This window comes from Paenibacillus sp. 01T47 (assembly GCF_056398245.1).
In genome coordinates this window covers 171,671-184,329 of sequence record NZ_JBFTPA010000004.1, presented here as the reverse complement: position 1 = coordinate 184,329, position 12,659 = coordinate 171,671, and the positions used below count along the sequence as shown (strand labels likewise).

Genomic DNA, 12,659 nt, shown 5'->3' with positions numbered 1-12,659 from the left:
CCGTTCCCTTTAGTTGTAAACGCGGTCTTGTCATATCGTCATCGCACCAAATCCGCCATCCACGCGGAGGAATGAGCCGGTAACAAATGAAGAGGCTTTGGATGAAGCCAAATAAACAACCGCGCCCTTCAGCTCATCCGGGTTTCCGAAACGATTCATTGGCGTATGCTGCATAATCGACTCTACTCTTTCGGGTGAAAGTATTTTTTTGTTCTGCTCCGCCGGGAAAAAACCTGGAATAATAGCGTTAACTCTTACGCGGTCTGGCGCAAATTCGCGTGCTAAAAATTGCGTGATGCTGTTAACTCCTGCCTTCGATGCTGAGTAAGTAAACACGCGAGAGAGCGGTGGTGATGAGGAAACAGAAGAGATATTGATAATGGAGCCGCCGCCGCCCTGTTCAATCATTTGTTTACCGAACACTTGGCAAGCCAGCACGACACTCTTTAAATTGACATCCATAATTCGATCCCATTCATCCATCTCCAAATCAAAGAAAGGTGTGGGGCTGTTTGTTCCTGAAGCATTTACAAGGGTATCAATACGTCCTCCCCATTGCAGAATATCGTTCAGTACCGCTTCTAGTTCATCTTTTTTTGTTGCATCTGCTTGCAAAGAGATCGCCGTTCCGCCGCTGCTATTTATTTGATCGCATACTAATTTTGCTTTCTCCATATCGCGGCCAACGATGGCTACTTTTGATCCCGCTTCAGCCAGTGCAGAAGCCATGGCACTGCCAAGAACACCATTTCCACCGATTACAACGGATACGGTATCTGTTAAATTAAACATGAGAAAACCACCTTATAATCAAAATAACAACGTTGTTATTTTTCATAATATCGCAATAAGCCCATACTGTCTACACCAATTATACCGCTTTCATTTGCATAATAATTGGACTATGATAGGATGTATGACTTATGATAATAGTCGTTAAAGTTCCTTTCGGAGGGAAGCTATGGTAACCATCAAAGATATCGCAGAGCGTGCAGGCGTCAGCTTTTCTACAGTATCCAAGGCACTTAGAGACAGCCCGCTCGTACAAAATAAAACGAAACAGCATATCCTTTCCATCGCCAAAGACATGGGTTATCAACCTAATATTGCTGCTCGAAGTCTCGTCTCGAGAAAAAGCGGAGCGATTGGCATCGTATGGCCATCAATAGAACGCGCAGCCCTATCATCCCTTCTTACACGGCTTAATGAGGAGCTCGAGAATTACGGCTATATCACATTGCTGTCTATTAGCAACATCGAATCCGCGATCGAAACGTTTCGCCGCTATCAAGTGGATGCCATACTCGCCTTTGGAGACAGGGATAATAAACCTAATCCAATCGACTCCAGCGCCATGCATATCCCAATTCTCACCTATGGTGCCGCTGACTATACGCCCTACTCCGCAGTTGATGTTAACCGTGGTCAAGCCATTCGTCTAGCGGTTCGTCACTTGGCAAATTTAGGACATAAAGAAATAGCGTACATCGGGGAACCGAAGTCGCATGACCCGCTGCAAGCTGTAAAAATCGAAGCCTTTCAAGAAGAGATTAGACATCATGGGCTGAGTTTAACGGATGATTCCATTCTCCAAATGAACGGTTTAGAATTTCACGATGGATATATTGCTGCACGAATGATGATGAATCGTCCTCTTCGACCAACAGCTGTCATAAGCGGCGGTATCGATCTAACTCGCGGTATCCTTCGCGCCGTCAATGAACTCGGCCTCTCCGTCCCTCATGATGTTTCTGTCGTTAGTTACGACAATCTTCCGCAGATGGAGAACCTTGAGGTTCCAATGACCGTCGTAGGTGTTGCCCTCTCCTCCATCGCAGCGGCAATAGCCAAAACTATTCTTGAACTTATCGATGCTCCAAACATGATTAAGACCGTCCACTTGGAGCCCGAACTTGTCATCCGCTCATCTACTTCTAAACGGTTTTCAAATGCTGAATAGGGCTGTCCCATAAAGTAGATAACACTACTTGAGGATAGCCCTGTTGTTTGAATATGTATAAATTTTTTCCTCATTCCTGGACTTGTTGAAACACCGGCAAGCTTCTTAACGCTTTTGCCACAATTCTTTTCGTTTCCTTCGCCTTTGAGCGCTCCAGCCAATCATTACAAATAGCTCTTACCCACTCAGGTTTAGTTTTGCTAGCGTCATTCATCCAGTTGCCTACTGAATCCTGAACATATTTGGCTTCATCGCTGTTCACAGCTTCTAATAGAGAAAGAGCCATAGCAGGATTTTCTTTCAGCTCAGCAATATGTTTGGCCCATACGCCTCGCGGTCGAGTGGATTCAATGGCAAATCTCCTAATATTCGCATCATGATCACGCACCCAATCTTCGAGTAAATGAAGTGCTCCCACTAAATTATTGGAGATGGATTCCCTTAGAGCCATCCAAGCAATCTCGCGAACGCCAAAATGGTGATCTGCCGCAAAAGGACGAATCGATGCAAGCTTCTCTACTAAACTTAAACGTTGATCCACTCCGATAATAAAAGCAGCCCAGCAGCGAACACTGTCTGAAGGGTGAGCAGCTACTATGTCGTAAAGTTTAGACTGCTCTTCTTCTGCTAGTCGAGCGATTAAACTAAGCCATTCCTTTGCGATAGCAGGTATGATTTTCATAATTTTTTTCTCGTTCAAATGTTTCAGCCTATCCAGAATGGGATCGGATTCTTGATCCAAACTAAGCTCGTTTAGTACATTTTGCAGCAGTACAATATGATCGACAACGAGCCATTCCGTCAAATTGACCGTCTCCAGTTTCCCCATATGAATCAGTTCTATCACTTCATTTGGAATATCGCTCAACTTTCTTGCACCTTTGCGGTATAAAATGGAGTCCGAAATGACCATCGCTTTCTCATTATTCATAACACGGTTCCCTCGCTTATACGACATTTAAAATTGGAAGTACGCCAATCATACTTCTTATTTATAAGCGAAGATGTAATCTAGTTTACAACCCTTTCTACATAACCTAGCTTAGCAACAACATTTTTTTATGGATGTAGATGGTTTTAAAACCTGTCTTAATGTGTTTTTGTTCCGATAGCTCTTGTAAGGCTACTGTTACCGCTTCTCTTGTCGCTCCAACCAGATTTGCAATTTCTTGATGTGAAAGAGGAAAATCAATTTTGCAATACTCATCCCTATCCATGCTCGTAAGTCCAAATTGCTCAGAAAGCTTCATGAGAACATGCAAAATTTTATCATGAAGACCTCCTAGTGCTAAATTTTGTGTTAAACGACTCATCGCACTAATTCGATCACTTAATACCTGTAATAAGTTCATCATGAAGCGTGGCCGCTGCATTAAAAAATTTTCAAACCTATCTTTACTCATCAAACAAATATGGCTTTCTTCAATCGTTTCAATATAGTGATCCCGTGTACCAAATGAAATGATATTCATCTCGCCAAATACATTTCCTTCACCCAATATATCCGAAGTAAATTGCTTGCCTTCCACACTAAGCTTATATAAACGAACCTTTCCCTTTTTCACAAAATAAAGCCCTTCTGAAAAAGATTCCGGTGTTTGAATAAATGTCTTTTTCGGGATAACGGTAATAGAGGTCATTTCATCCATCTCTATCAAGTCTTCTATTGTGAGTGAATGAAGCAAATTGAATTGCGATAAATATTGAATGTTATCCATTTCTCCTCCAGTTCGTTAATCGAGATGAAAAAATAAAGATTTAAGGCAGCTTCTTTTTCACAAAATGACCAATATGGTCGATAGCCTGCTGCGCTTCCGGAAGCATGTAGGCGAGAAAATGAAATACACTCCACATCTGATCCCATACTTCCAGCGTAACAGCGACACCTGCTGCTCTTGCTTGATCCGTAAACCGTGTAGAATCACTTAACAGAACTTCATGATCGCCTACTTGGATAAACAAATCTGGCAGTCCGCTCAAATTCATTCTAAGGGGGGATAAGAGCGGGATAGCATCCGTACTGCTGCCTAAATACAAGTTCAATATCCTGCGATTTCCCTCCAAGCTCCCTGTAGGATCAAGCTCCAATCGAGTCGTATAGGATTCACCATCCAAATGAACTAGATCCGTATGGGGGGAGATGAGAAAAGCACCTGCTGGAAGCGTCTCTCCTTGATCTCGAAGTGAAAGCAAGGTCATAAGCGCAAGGCTTCCGCCTACCGAATCTCCGCCAAATAGGATATTAGCAGCGGAATAACCGTTCTCAAGCAACCAACGATAGGCAGTGAGGCAATCCTCGTTTGCAGCTGGATACGAATGCTCCGGTGCAAGTCTATATTCAATGACAAGCACTTTCACCCCACTGGATTTCGCTATTCTTGCCGTCAAATCACGATAGAATGCACAAGTGCCTGCTATAAAACCACCGCCATGGAAGTAAAGAATGACCTTGTTCACATCTACAGTTAGATTAGCTGGAGTAATCCATTCACCATATAGGTTTCCGATTACTACCTCTTGGACAATAATATCTGTATTCATTTGCATTGCAGCTGCGGTATTGTTCATTTCATTTCGTATATTCTCCACAGGCATTTCGCTAAAATTGCTCGATTGTTTTAAAAATTGTTTAATCGCTGTAAGCTGTTCGATACTCGATTTTTCCATGTAATACTCCTCCTACAGGCTTAATAACGTAAGTTTACAGCCTGTAGCATAGTACAACGTCAAGCTAAGATTCCATGTGAAGGATGTGAAGTGTTTGCTGAGTTTCCGGGTGCTTTTCTTCTTCTTGCAGATTTGTTTTTAAGCTTGCGAGCATTGCTAATGTTTGTTCTTGCCGTTCCATATCTGAACGGATTTTATCCACTTTTTTATCGATCACAGTCAAAAAATCAGCGAGACTAATTTGACTGCTGCTAGACTTTGTTAATGCTTTTTTGATTTCTTTTAACGTAAATCCACAAGCCTTAGCATTTTTTATAAACGTAAGATGACTTAATACTTCCTCAGAGTACATCCGATAACCTGATTCAGAACGCATCGGCGCCGGTATTAGACCATGATTCTCATAGTATCTTAACGTTTCGATATTCACATTCGCCATTTTTGCAATTTGCCCTCGCAAATAACCGGTCATTTCAATCCCCCTCTTATGTTGGTTGAAAGATTATTCTGAAGAGACACACAGGCTGATCATAGGTCTTAACGTTTAATTAGAAAATAGCATTGTAGTTATGCCAAAACGAAAAGGCTATAATATACTAATTGTGGTACGAAAAAGTAAACAACTGAACAAATTTCAAAGTCGATAAAGGATCAGCCATGAACAAAAAAACTCGTAAACAAAAATTAAAAGTCATAATGAAAATCGTAGTGTCCGTTGTCATTCTTTTATTAATAGGAGGAATGTGGCAATACAATATGATGAATAAAGAATCACAAATGTTTTTGCCGCAAGGAAAACGATATACAATAAACTCGCATGACATGCACGTATACAGTGTTGGAACTGCTGGTAGCCGAACCATTGTTTTTGTTGCTGGGTCTGGTACGCCTAATGCTTTTACTGATTTTTACTACTTACAAAACGAACTGCAACAATATGCGAGAACCGTAAGTTTTGACCATGCTGGTTTTGGTTGGAGCGAGCAAACATATATCCCTAGAACGATTGATACATTAGTTGATGAACTGCATGAACTGCTTAATAAATCAAATGAAACCGCGCCCTACGTTTTAATTGGACACTCGCTCGCATCCTTAGAGGTGCTTCGTTTTGCACAACGATACCCTGATAAAGTAGAACAAATCATTTTATTAGATGGCGGCAGCCCTGAATATTATGCAAATGCTGGGGAGTTGCAGCCCTATTTGATAAATCGCTTTATGGCAGGTCTGCGTGTAACTGGAATAGCTAGAGCTTTAGGAAATATAGGCGTTTTACTTCCATTTACCGCTGAGAACATACGTAATCAACGGCTCCCTATCGCATGGAAAGCCACTGACTTAGCCATGTATTATAATCATATTGGAGAATCCAATAATTTGAGTTTCATTAAAAATATGAATGAGAATGCTCGTGCTGTATTAGATGGCGGTTACTTAAAAGACACCCCGCTGCTTATTTTATCTTCAGATAGCGGAGGCGAATGGGCGAAAGTGCAGCGACAGCTTTTACAATGGTCTAGCCTTAGTAAGCAAGAAACTATTTCTGATTCTGAGCATTACATTCATTGGTCCAATAGAGAAGAAGTATTGCAAAAAATAGTGAACACAATTAATAATAATTAAAGCTAATTTTTAAAAATATGGCATTCATACTAGAAACCTTCTTTAACTATTTCTCGGGAAATGAATCATCCAAAGCTTCCTTATATTTATTCTCTTTATAGCCAATAACCTCAGACATGACATCACTTATACTTTTGCCTTGTTCTCTCATCTCGTCTATATAAAAGTCCGCTTTAATTCTGCCCTTATGAACAATAATGGCACGGTCGATAACATGCTCAATTTCTTCTATTAAATGCGTCGTGAGCAGGATCGTCTCATCGCCTTTTAAATTGGAAACCATCAGCTTTAAAAAATCCTTTCTAGTGAACATATCTTTGCCCTGAAAAGGTTCGTCCATCAGCATATATTTTGCGTCCTTAGCAAACCCCGCACAAATTTCAAGCTTCAGCTTTTGCCCTTTGGAGAATGTTTTGATTTTTTGCTGCGGTTCAAGCTCATAAAAGCTGATTAGCTTGTCAAAATGTTTTCTATTGAATCTAGGGAAAAAACCAGCTAAAAACTCTGCATACTGAACGGGTGTCAGATCAGGAAGGAAGCTGCCTTCCTCCGTAATCAACGCAATGTTGTCATATTGCTCCGTTACTGGTCTGCCTTCTACTGTTATGGTACCGTTCTGAATTTCTACGATTCCCATAATCGCCTTCAGCAATGTTGTTTTTCCGCTGCCGTTACCGCCAAGAATACCAACGATTTCACCTTTGTTTATCGTTAAGCTATCCACGTATAAGTACTCACTGCTTCCAGGATAGCGCTTTTCCACATATTTCAGCTCGATCATCCATGTCCCTCCTGCCTGCCATCCTTTTATTCAATAGTGAGGTTATCGTAATACCTATACTCTGATTGGCTGTATCCAAACCCGCCTGGCAGCGGCGATAGATTCATCGCTCTAATATTATCGTCATTCAGATCAGTCATAAGCTCGCCTTTGTAGAGCAATGTAGAGGCTTGATACACATAAATCATAAATCGTTTAGGAAGCACAATATCATATTGAAGCTGACTTTCATCTTTAGGCTTGCTTCTCATTGTTTTGACGACATATAACTTATCGTTATGATAGCTCATCGCGAGCATACCGCTGAAATTGTCCTCTTCTCCGTCCGCAAAGCTTTCTTTTATCGTTTCGTTTAATTTCATTTCACTCGATAAATGAAAACTAAACATTGTTTTATTATTATTATTATTGGCAACAGCATCCTCTGCTGAAGATGACCGGCTAAAACTCACATTTAGCATGTTCTGATCGTGATCGCTAAATGCTTCATAGTTTTCATAATAGGTATCCCCGCTCGGATTATTGAATGAGCTCGCTCGATCCCGTCCTGCCAAGTAAAAATGAGGAACTATTGTCTCACCTAATTGCTTCCCGCTGATACTGTCATATGCACGAATAATAAGCTGGTTATCTTCAACTGCAATTAATGCCAAGCTGCTGCCAACGGCTTCTAATCCCAGAATTTCAATGTTTGAATTCGGATTATCTTTGTTTTTATCCAGGCTGAAGGTTGCCACGGTACGCGGCTTCAGGCCTGTGTCTCCGGTTATGCCTCGATAACCCCAATTATCTGAAAACTTTAACTCATAGATTCCGTTCTCTCCTGTGTAATGCGTTGTCGTTGGCAATGTAAAATATACGTTATCGCCAATTTTGGCAAGTCCATATTCGAGAGCATTCGTATAAGTGACGCTATTATCCTTCTGATCCGCTCTATTATAATGAACAGGCGGGTTAACCGTTGCCGTACCGATAGGAATGGGAATCGTGTTCCTTCGATCACGAGCAACGATTTCAAAAAGCGGTCCAGTATTCGAAATATCATATTCAATGCCATTCATTATTTTAGCATTTCCCGGAATAAATCGTTTTGGGGTTTGCTGCTGCATCTGCTCAAATAACACGGTACTCGTTTTCACTTGACCTTTCTCAATACGGAAGCTAGTGCGATGGCTCCCATCCTTCAGCTCTCCACTTATGACTGCATCCTCAATTGCTTGACGTGAACCCTGCAAATCTTTTAAATAAAATGTCCCTTGATCCTTCTTCGCGTAGATACTGCCGGACATTATCCCTATGACAGCTATCGCTGCAATTAGAGCAACAAGAACTGCATGGTTTTTCAGCTTTTTCATAGCGATCCCATCCCTTTCTTAAGCGATAGCTGCTTTTTTTATTAGCTTGATGCTGTGCCATATGAAAAATCCACTTAAAATAAGCATAATTGAACTGCTAATATACAAATGACTTGGTGCTGCATAAGAATAGGTTTCACTCATTCGATAGCTCAGTACTTTAATTCCCACTATAACCGCGGATCCAATAGCGACTAAACCCCAGTACCTTTTGCTTCGTTCGCATAAAGCCCCGTAATATAGAGCTGTTGTAATCATAAATAAAATACTTGCTGATGATATGATTCTGCTTAGGTTTAATGGCATGATGATTCGAAAAAAATCAGAACGGATAACCGCTAAAAAAAGTCCATTTGTCATCGAAAAGCGGCCTTCACCATAGCTCGTAAACTTCGCCGATACCACATCGTATCCAAGCTTTATACTAATTAGCTGCGACCCGAGCAGCATGAGCAAGCAAATGAAAAAAACAACGATTTTGCTAAAATAAATCGATTCACGCCTTACAGGCAGTGATAAAAACATGTATATACTTTTACTGCCCCAATAACCTGCATAAATCGTCTTTAAGAAAAATCCGCATGCTGCTGCTATGCATAGGAGGAATACGATGATGCAGCCTGAAGAGGCATAAATATGTTCATAGCGCTCGTGAACGGTATATTCACCATAGTCTTTGACAAACATGTGGAGCAGATAAAGAGGGATAACGATTACAGCTGTGCAAAGCAGCATAATCGCTTTCAACCAGGTTGAAAATTCATATTGCAGCAGTCGATAAAAGGTTCTCATAATACCACCTCAATTGTATTATAGTAGTAGTACAGATACGCCAAAAAAAACTATTCCCAACGCTCGCTAATGAGGGAAATGACTTGTTGGAACGACAAATGAATCTCCTTAGCGGAGCCAATAAACGCTTTCACTAACTCATCCGTCAGCTCAGCTTCAATTTGCTTTAAGATCGCCTCATCTACATAAATGACACTGCCGAGCGTACTGCTCGTGCGAACATAACCTTCATCCTCCATAAGCTTAAAAGCCTTTTGCACTGTATTCGGATTAATGTTCAGTTGTGCAGCTATTTCTCGCCTAGACGGCAGCTTATCCCCCAATTCAACTTTCCCCAGCAGTATTTGCCTCTTCACATACAATGCGGCCTGCACGTATACGGGCTCCTTGTTGTTTAGCTTTAATTCATAAAAATTTAGCACGTACACATCACCTGCCTTATCTCTTGGTTGTATTATTGCACTAGTACAATTTAGTTGTCAATATGTAACAAAAAAAGGAGCATGATTTTGTGACCTGCTCCTCCTCTTCATTGATATGAAATAAACCTTTCTAAACCTTTTAAAAATGAAACCGTTTCTTTATTTCTGCTTTAAATTGCCGATCCGAAAAAATAATCATGCCGATGATCGTGAGCAATGAGTACACAATCGCTGCCACACTTGGCCAAATGACATCCGCTAATTGAAAAATAAATAAAATCGCAGGACATAGGCTGATGAAAAACATCGCTAATAAATAACCGATATCATTATGCCATAACGATTTTTTTATAATGGCGAGCAGAGTCATCATAAAAGTTGCTGCCATACCAAACAGCGGAATAGCATAGGTGGTTGACCACTTCATAAACCCAACAAAAATATCGATTACGAGTAAAAAAAGCGCTAATATCGCGTAATGAAACAATATCTTTTTGCCGATATGCGCCTTTGACAAAATCGTATCTTTTACGATCACCCATGCATAGATTAACCCGGTCGTCACAATCGCAGACCACAATTTAGGATTGAGCTGCAACGTTAATAAATTAATCGTAATCGAGAGTACTATAACCGATATCGTTAAAAACAAAAACAGCTTCGTACGTGTAAATACGGCTGTTTCTTGATGTAATTTTGCATAGGAGGGGTACTCTGACGCACTATTCCCGCGATTCCCAAGAGGCCTCGAGCATAACGGACAATAGTCGTGCTGATCGTCAACGCTCACATTGCATCGATTGCATAACCTCATCCATTCCTCCCCCAATCATTTGAATATACTCTCACGTCAAGCCCAGCCTGAGCCGCTAAATAAGAGAAAAAATATTGCAGTATATCGGCTTCTACAATACTTCTCGTAAACGTAATCGTCAGCTTATCATTAACCGTACAGACGCCGCAGCTTACTGGGCTTTTATTTGATGGATAGACTACAGCCTCAATAACGTCGATATAGTTATACATTTGCTGCGGCAAAATGATGTTGCCAACATTGGATAACGTCATCGTTCTTCTGCTTTCTCCTAGTGTGCGAAAACCAAAATCAACAAACCAGCTTTTGAGAAACAGCGGAATAAAAAGAGTAGCTTTGTTGCGTTCGAGCGCTACATTGTTATAAATAATATTTTGCAAATTTTCTTTTCCAGTTTTCTGCTTTAACATTTCATTTACTCGAATAATGAGCTCATCAAATGAAGCGTCCTCGGTTACTTTTATTCCGATATTTACAACGCCAAAAAAATTGCGAAGCGTTCGCGACGGGAAGGCTTTGCGTAAATTGGCTGGAATAGATATGACCACCGGGGCATTTTGCTCACTAAATTTAATCCTTGTTTGATAAATCGAGTAAATGAGCAATGTCGTTAAATACGCTGTTATCGTACAGCCCTTTTGCTTGGCAAGTGCATTCAATGCAGAAGCACTAACAACGCCGTGCACCACATTGTTTCCGAAGTGCTCAAAGCGTGTACCTTTAACATGATAAGATTTGCTCGTTATCACTCGTTCAACATAACAATCCTGGTAATACCTGCGAAAGCTGTCCTCCATATCAAGCACATCCACTCCAGTATCCGCGAGCAAAATTTTTCCTTCAGAATCGATGTTTTCCCCCAAATATATGAGGTAATAGTATAAAAGTGATTTTAAAAATTCAATGGTTCCATTGCCATCCGTAAGGGAGTGAAAAACTTCAATCGATACTCTATTTTGATAATATAAAACCTTAAATAGGTAGCCGTTATTCGTATTCGGATCAATATCCCTGCATGGATACTGCTCGTCCTCTTCTATCACAATTTTCTCCGTATTTTCATCCAAGTAATTCCAAAACACACCTTTACGTAGTTTAACGGTAAACATCGGAAAACGATCAAATACGGTATCAGTCGCTTTTTGCAAGGCGTCAGCATCTATTCTATCCTTCAATACGGCTGAAATTCGATAAACTGAAGTGTTTTTTGTATTCGTAACGGATGGAAAAAGCTTTGCAGCATTATCGAGCTTATACCATTTGTTCAATTGGAATTTCTTCCTTTCTAGATTCATGCTGTTTAGCTCTTGTTTGTATAATCAATCGAATTTAATTACAATGAAAATCATAAACTCTTGTGTAACATAAGAGTCAATAGGAGCAGATTGACATGAGGACATACTACTCTATCGGAGAAACTGCCAAACGAAGCAGCACGACCATAGAAACCTTACGGCATTATGACAGAATTGGCTTGTTGAAGCCTGCAAAAGTAGATGTTCACACAGGTTATCGCTATTATTCAGATGAGGAATTGGTTTATCTGAACGTGATTAACTTTTGCAAACAACGAAGTATGCCTTTGAACGATATTAAAGAGTTGTTCGCAAATGACCATTATGAATATATAATTCCTTGTCTGATAGCGACTGAAGATAAAATAGATCAGGAAATCAAACAACTGCAACAAACTAAAAAATTGCTTTTAGCTTTGAGAGAACAGTATGAAACGCGTACGACACTCATACCTGAGCAGCTTTCCGATCATATTTTTTCAAGCAAAATGATTCCAAAAAGAATGATCTTAACGTTTCCTTCTATCCAGCAACCGAGCATTGAAAATTTCCAGCAGCTTCAAGATCTGCTCCTGCAATATAGCAGTGACGGCGAGGGAGATTCATTTATTTTCGAACATACAGCATTTATATTGACGACATTAGAGAAAGAGCAGTCTGAAAACCATTCTGTCCTCTTTGGTGTCTGTGAAAAGTGGCCTGCTGAGGCAGACAATATGGCCGTATTGCCAGCCGGAACGTATATTTATGGTTATTGCTCCGAAGAGCAAAAACCATTGGCCATGCAAAATATGATAAATGATGCAAAAACGAAATATGATGCTGAACTAGCATTTATTGTCCAATCGGTTATTTTTACAGGCATTTTTCAATGGGTATATGAGCTTCAAGCGTTATTGGTGCCCTGTTCAGAGTAAAAAGCAAACGGGACTGTCTCTCAAGGTCAT

Annotated in this window: 14 protein-coding genes; 3 read left to right on the top strand and 11 right to left on the bottom strand. The window is 40.5% G+C overall.

What is annotated here, in order from left to right; translation table 11 throughout:
* Nucleotides 1-30: 30 nt before the first annotated feature.
* On the bottom strand, nucleotides 31-792 hold the full coding sequence (locus AC1DOV_RS10800) for an SDR family oxidoreductase (protein ID WP_477549915.1): 762 nt from the start codon (nucleotides 790-792) through the stop codon (nucleotides 31-33).
* 169 nt (nucleotides 793-961) lie between these two features.
* On the opposite strand from AC1DOV_RS10800, the gene AC1DOV_RS10795 reads away from it, so the two are divergent.
* Entirely contained in the window at nucleotides 962-1,960 is a 999-nt protein-coding gene (locus AC1DOV_RS10795) for a LacI family DNA-binding transcriptional regulator (protein WP_477549914.1), read from the top strand.
* A gap of 70 nt (nucleotides 1,961-2,030) precedes the next feature.
* Here AC1DOV_RS10795 and AC1DOV_RS10790 read toward each other — a convergent pair whose 3' ends face one another.
* The 4 genes from AC1DOV_RS10790 to AC1DOV_RS10775 form a co-directional block, all read right to left on the bottom strand.
* Entirely contained in the window at nucleotides 2,031-2,891 is an 861-nt protein-coding gene (locus AC1DOV_RS10790; RefSeq protein ID WP_477549913.1) for a DNA alkylation repair protein, read from the bottom strand.
* Nucleotides 2,892-2,997: 106 nt separating this feature from the next.
* Nucleotides 2,998-3,678, bottom strand: a complete 681-nt coding sequence (locus AC1DOV_RS10785) for a Crp/Fnr family transcriptional regulator (RefSeq protein WP_477549912.1) — start codon at nucleotides 3,676-3,678, stop codon at nucleotides 2,998-3,000.
* A 40-nt stretch (nucleotides 3,679-3,718) separates the two neighbouring features.
* Nucleotides 3,719-4,627 (bottom strand): alpha/beta hydrolase, encoded by a 909-nt coding sequence (locus AC1DOV_RS10780; RefSeq protein ID WP_477549911.1) that lies wholly within the window; start codon nucleotides 4,625-4,627, stop codon nucleotides 3,719-3,721.
* A gap of 64 nt (nucleotides 4,628-4,691) precedes the next feature.
* The gene (locus AC1DOV_RS10775) at nucleotides 4,692-5,099 is read right to left on the bottom strand and encodes a MerR family transcriptional regulator (protein ID WP_477549910.1); all 408 of its coding nucleotides are present in this window, start codon (nucleotides 5,097-5,099) and stop codon (nucleotides 4,692-4,694) included.
* A 185-nt stretch (nucleotides 5,100-5,284) separates the two neighbouring features.
* Between AC1DOV_RS10775 and AC1DOV_RS10770 the strand changes: the two genes are divergently transcribed.
* Nucleotides 5,285-6,253: an alpha/beta fold hydrolase gene (locus AC1DOV_RS10770; RefSeq protein ID WP_477549909.1), complete on the top strand. Its 969-nt coding sequence runs from the start codon at nucleotides 5,285-5,287 to the stop codon at nucleotides 6,251-6,253.
* Nucleotides 6,254-6,299: 46 nt separating this feature from the next.
* Here the strand turns inward: AC1DOV_RS10770 and AC1DOV_RS10765 are convergent, their stop codons facing one another.
* From AC1DOV_RS10765 to AC1DOV_RS10740, 6 genes are all read right to left on the bottom strand, one after another.
* Nucleotides 6,300-7,034 carry an ABC transporter ATP-binding protein gene (locus AC1DOV_RS10765; protein WP_477549908.1) on the bottom strand — a complete coding sequence of 245 codons (735 nt, stop codon included), beginning with the start codon at nucleotides 7,032-7,034 and terminating at the stop codon, nucleotides 6,300-6,302.
* Nucleotides 7,035-7,060: 26 nt separating this feature from the next.
* Nucleotides 7,061-8,389, bottom strand: coding sequence for a hypothetical protein (locus tag AC1DOV_RS10760; RefSeq protein WP_477549907.1), 1,329 nt, complete (start codon nucleotides 8,387-8,389; stop codon nucleotides 7,061-7,063).
* A gap of 18 nt (nucleotides 8,390-8,407) precedes the next feature.
* Nucleotides 8,408-9,181 (bottom strand): hypothetical protein, encoded by a 774-nt coding sequence (locus tag AC1DOV_RS10755; RefSeq protein ID WP_477549906.1) that lies wholly within the window; start codon nucleotides 9,179-9,181, stop codon nucleotides 8,408-8,410.
* Between the two features lie 50 nt (nucleotides 9,182-9,231).
* Nucleotides 9,232-9,603, bottom strand: coding sequence for a GntR family transcriptional regulator (locus tag AC1DOV_RS10750; protein ID WP_477549905.1), 372 nt, complete (start codon nucleotides 9,601-9,603; stop codon nucleotides 9,232-9,234).
* A gap of 139 nt (nucleotides 9,604-9,742) precedes the next feature.
* Nucleotides 9,743-10,417 carry a DUF6320 domain-containing protein gene (locus tag AC1DOV_RS10745; protein ID WP_477549904.1) on the bottom strand — a complete coding sequence of 225 codons (675 nt, stop codon included), beginning with the start codon at nucleotides 10,415-10,417 and terminating at the stop codon, nucleotides 9,743-9,745.
* Nucleotides 10,414-11,685, bottom strand: a complete 1,272-nt coding sequence (locus AC1DOV_RS10740; protein ID WP_477549903.1) for an alcohol acetyltransferase — start codon at nucleotides 11,683-11,685, stop codon at nucleotides 10,414-10,416. The genes AC1DOV_RS10745 and AC1DOV_RS10740 overlap by 4 nt, the downstream gene beginning before the upstream one ends.
* A gap of 122 nt (nucleotides 11,686-11,807) precedes the next feature.
* On the opposite strand from AC1DOV_RS10740, the gene AC1DOV_RS10735 reads away from it, so the two are divergent.
* A complete protein-coding gene (locus AC1DOV_RS10735; RefSeq protein ID WP_477511104.1) occupies nucleotides 11,808-12,629 on the top strand; it encodes a MerR family transcriptional regulator in 822 nt (273 codons plus the stop codon).
* The last annotated feature ends 30 nt before the right edge of the window (nucleotides 12,630-12,659 follow it).

Coding starts and splice junctions, on each gene's coding strand:
- AC1DOV_RS10800 (WP_477549915.1), bottom strand. CDS start 792: ATGTTTAATTTAACAGATACCGTATCCGTTGTAATCGGTGGAAATGGT.
- AC1DOV_RS10795 (WP_477549914.1), top strand. CDS start 962: ATGGTAACCATCAAAGATATCGCAGAGCGTGCAGGCGTCAGCTTTTCT.
- AC1DOV_RS10790 (WP_477549913.1), bottom strand. CDS start 2,891: ATGAATAATGAGAAAGCGATGGTCATTTCGGACTCCATTTTATACCGC.
- AC1DOV_RS10785 (WP_477549912.1), bottom strand. CDS start 3,678: ATGGATAACATTCAATATTTATCGCAATTCAATTTGCTTCATTCACTC.
- AC1DOV_RS10780 (WP_477549911.1), bottom strand. CDS start 4,627: ATGGAAAAATCGAGTATCGAACAGCTTACAGCGATTAAACAATTTTTA.
- AC1DOV_RS10775 (WP_477549910.1), bottom strand. CDS start 5,099: ATGACCGGTTATTTGCGAGGGCAAATTGCAAAAATGGCGAATGTGAAT.
- AC1DOV_RS10770 (WP_477549909.1), top strand. CDS start 5,285: ATGAACAAAAAAACTCGTAAACAAAAATTAAAAGTCATAATGAAAATC.
- AC1DOV_RS10765 (WP_477549908.1), bottom strand. CDS start 7,034: ATGATCGAGCTGAAATATGTGGAAAAGCGCTATCCTGGAAGCAGTGAG.
- AC1DOV_RS10760 (WP_477549907.1), bottom strand. CDS start 8,389: ATGAAAAAGCTGAAAAACCATGCAGTTCTTGTTGCTCTAATTGCAGCG.
- AC1DOV_RS10755 (WP_477549906.1), bottom strand. CDS start 9,181: ATGAGAACCTTTTATCGACTGCTGCAATATGAATTTTCAACCTGGTTG.
- AC1DOV_RS10745 (WP_477549904.1), bottom strand. CDS start 10,417: ATGAGGTTATGCAATCGATGCAATGTGAGCGTTGACGATCAGCACGAC.
- AC1DOV_RS10735 (WP_477511104.1), top strand. CDS start 11,808: ATGAGGACATACTACTCTATCGGAGAAACTGCCAAACGAAGCAGCACG.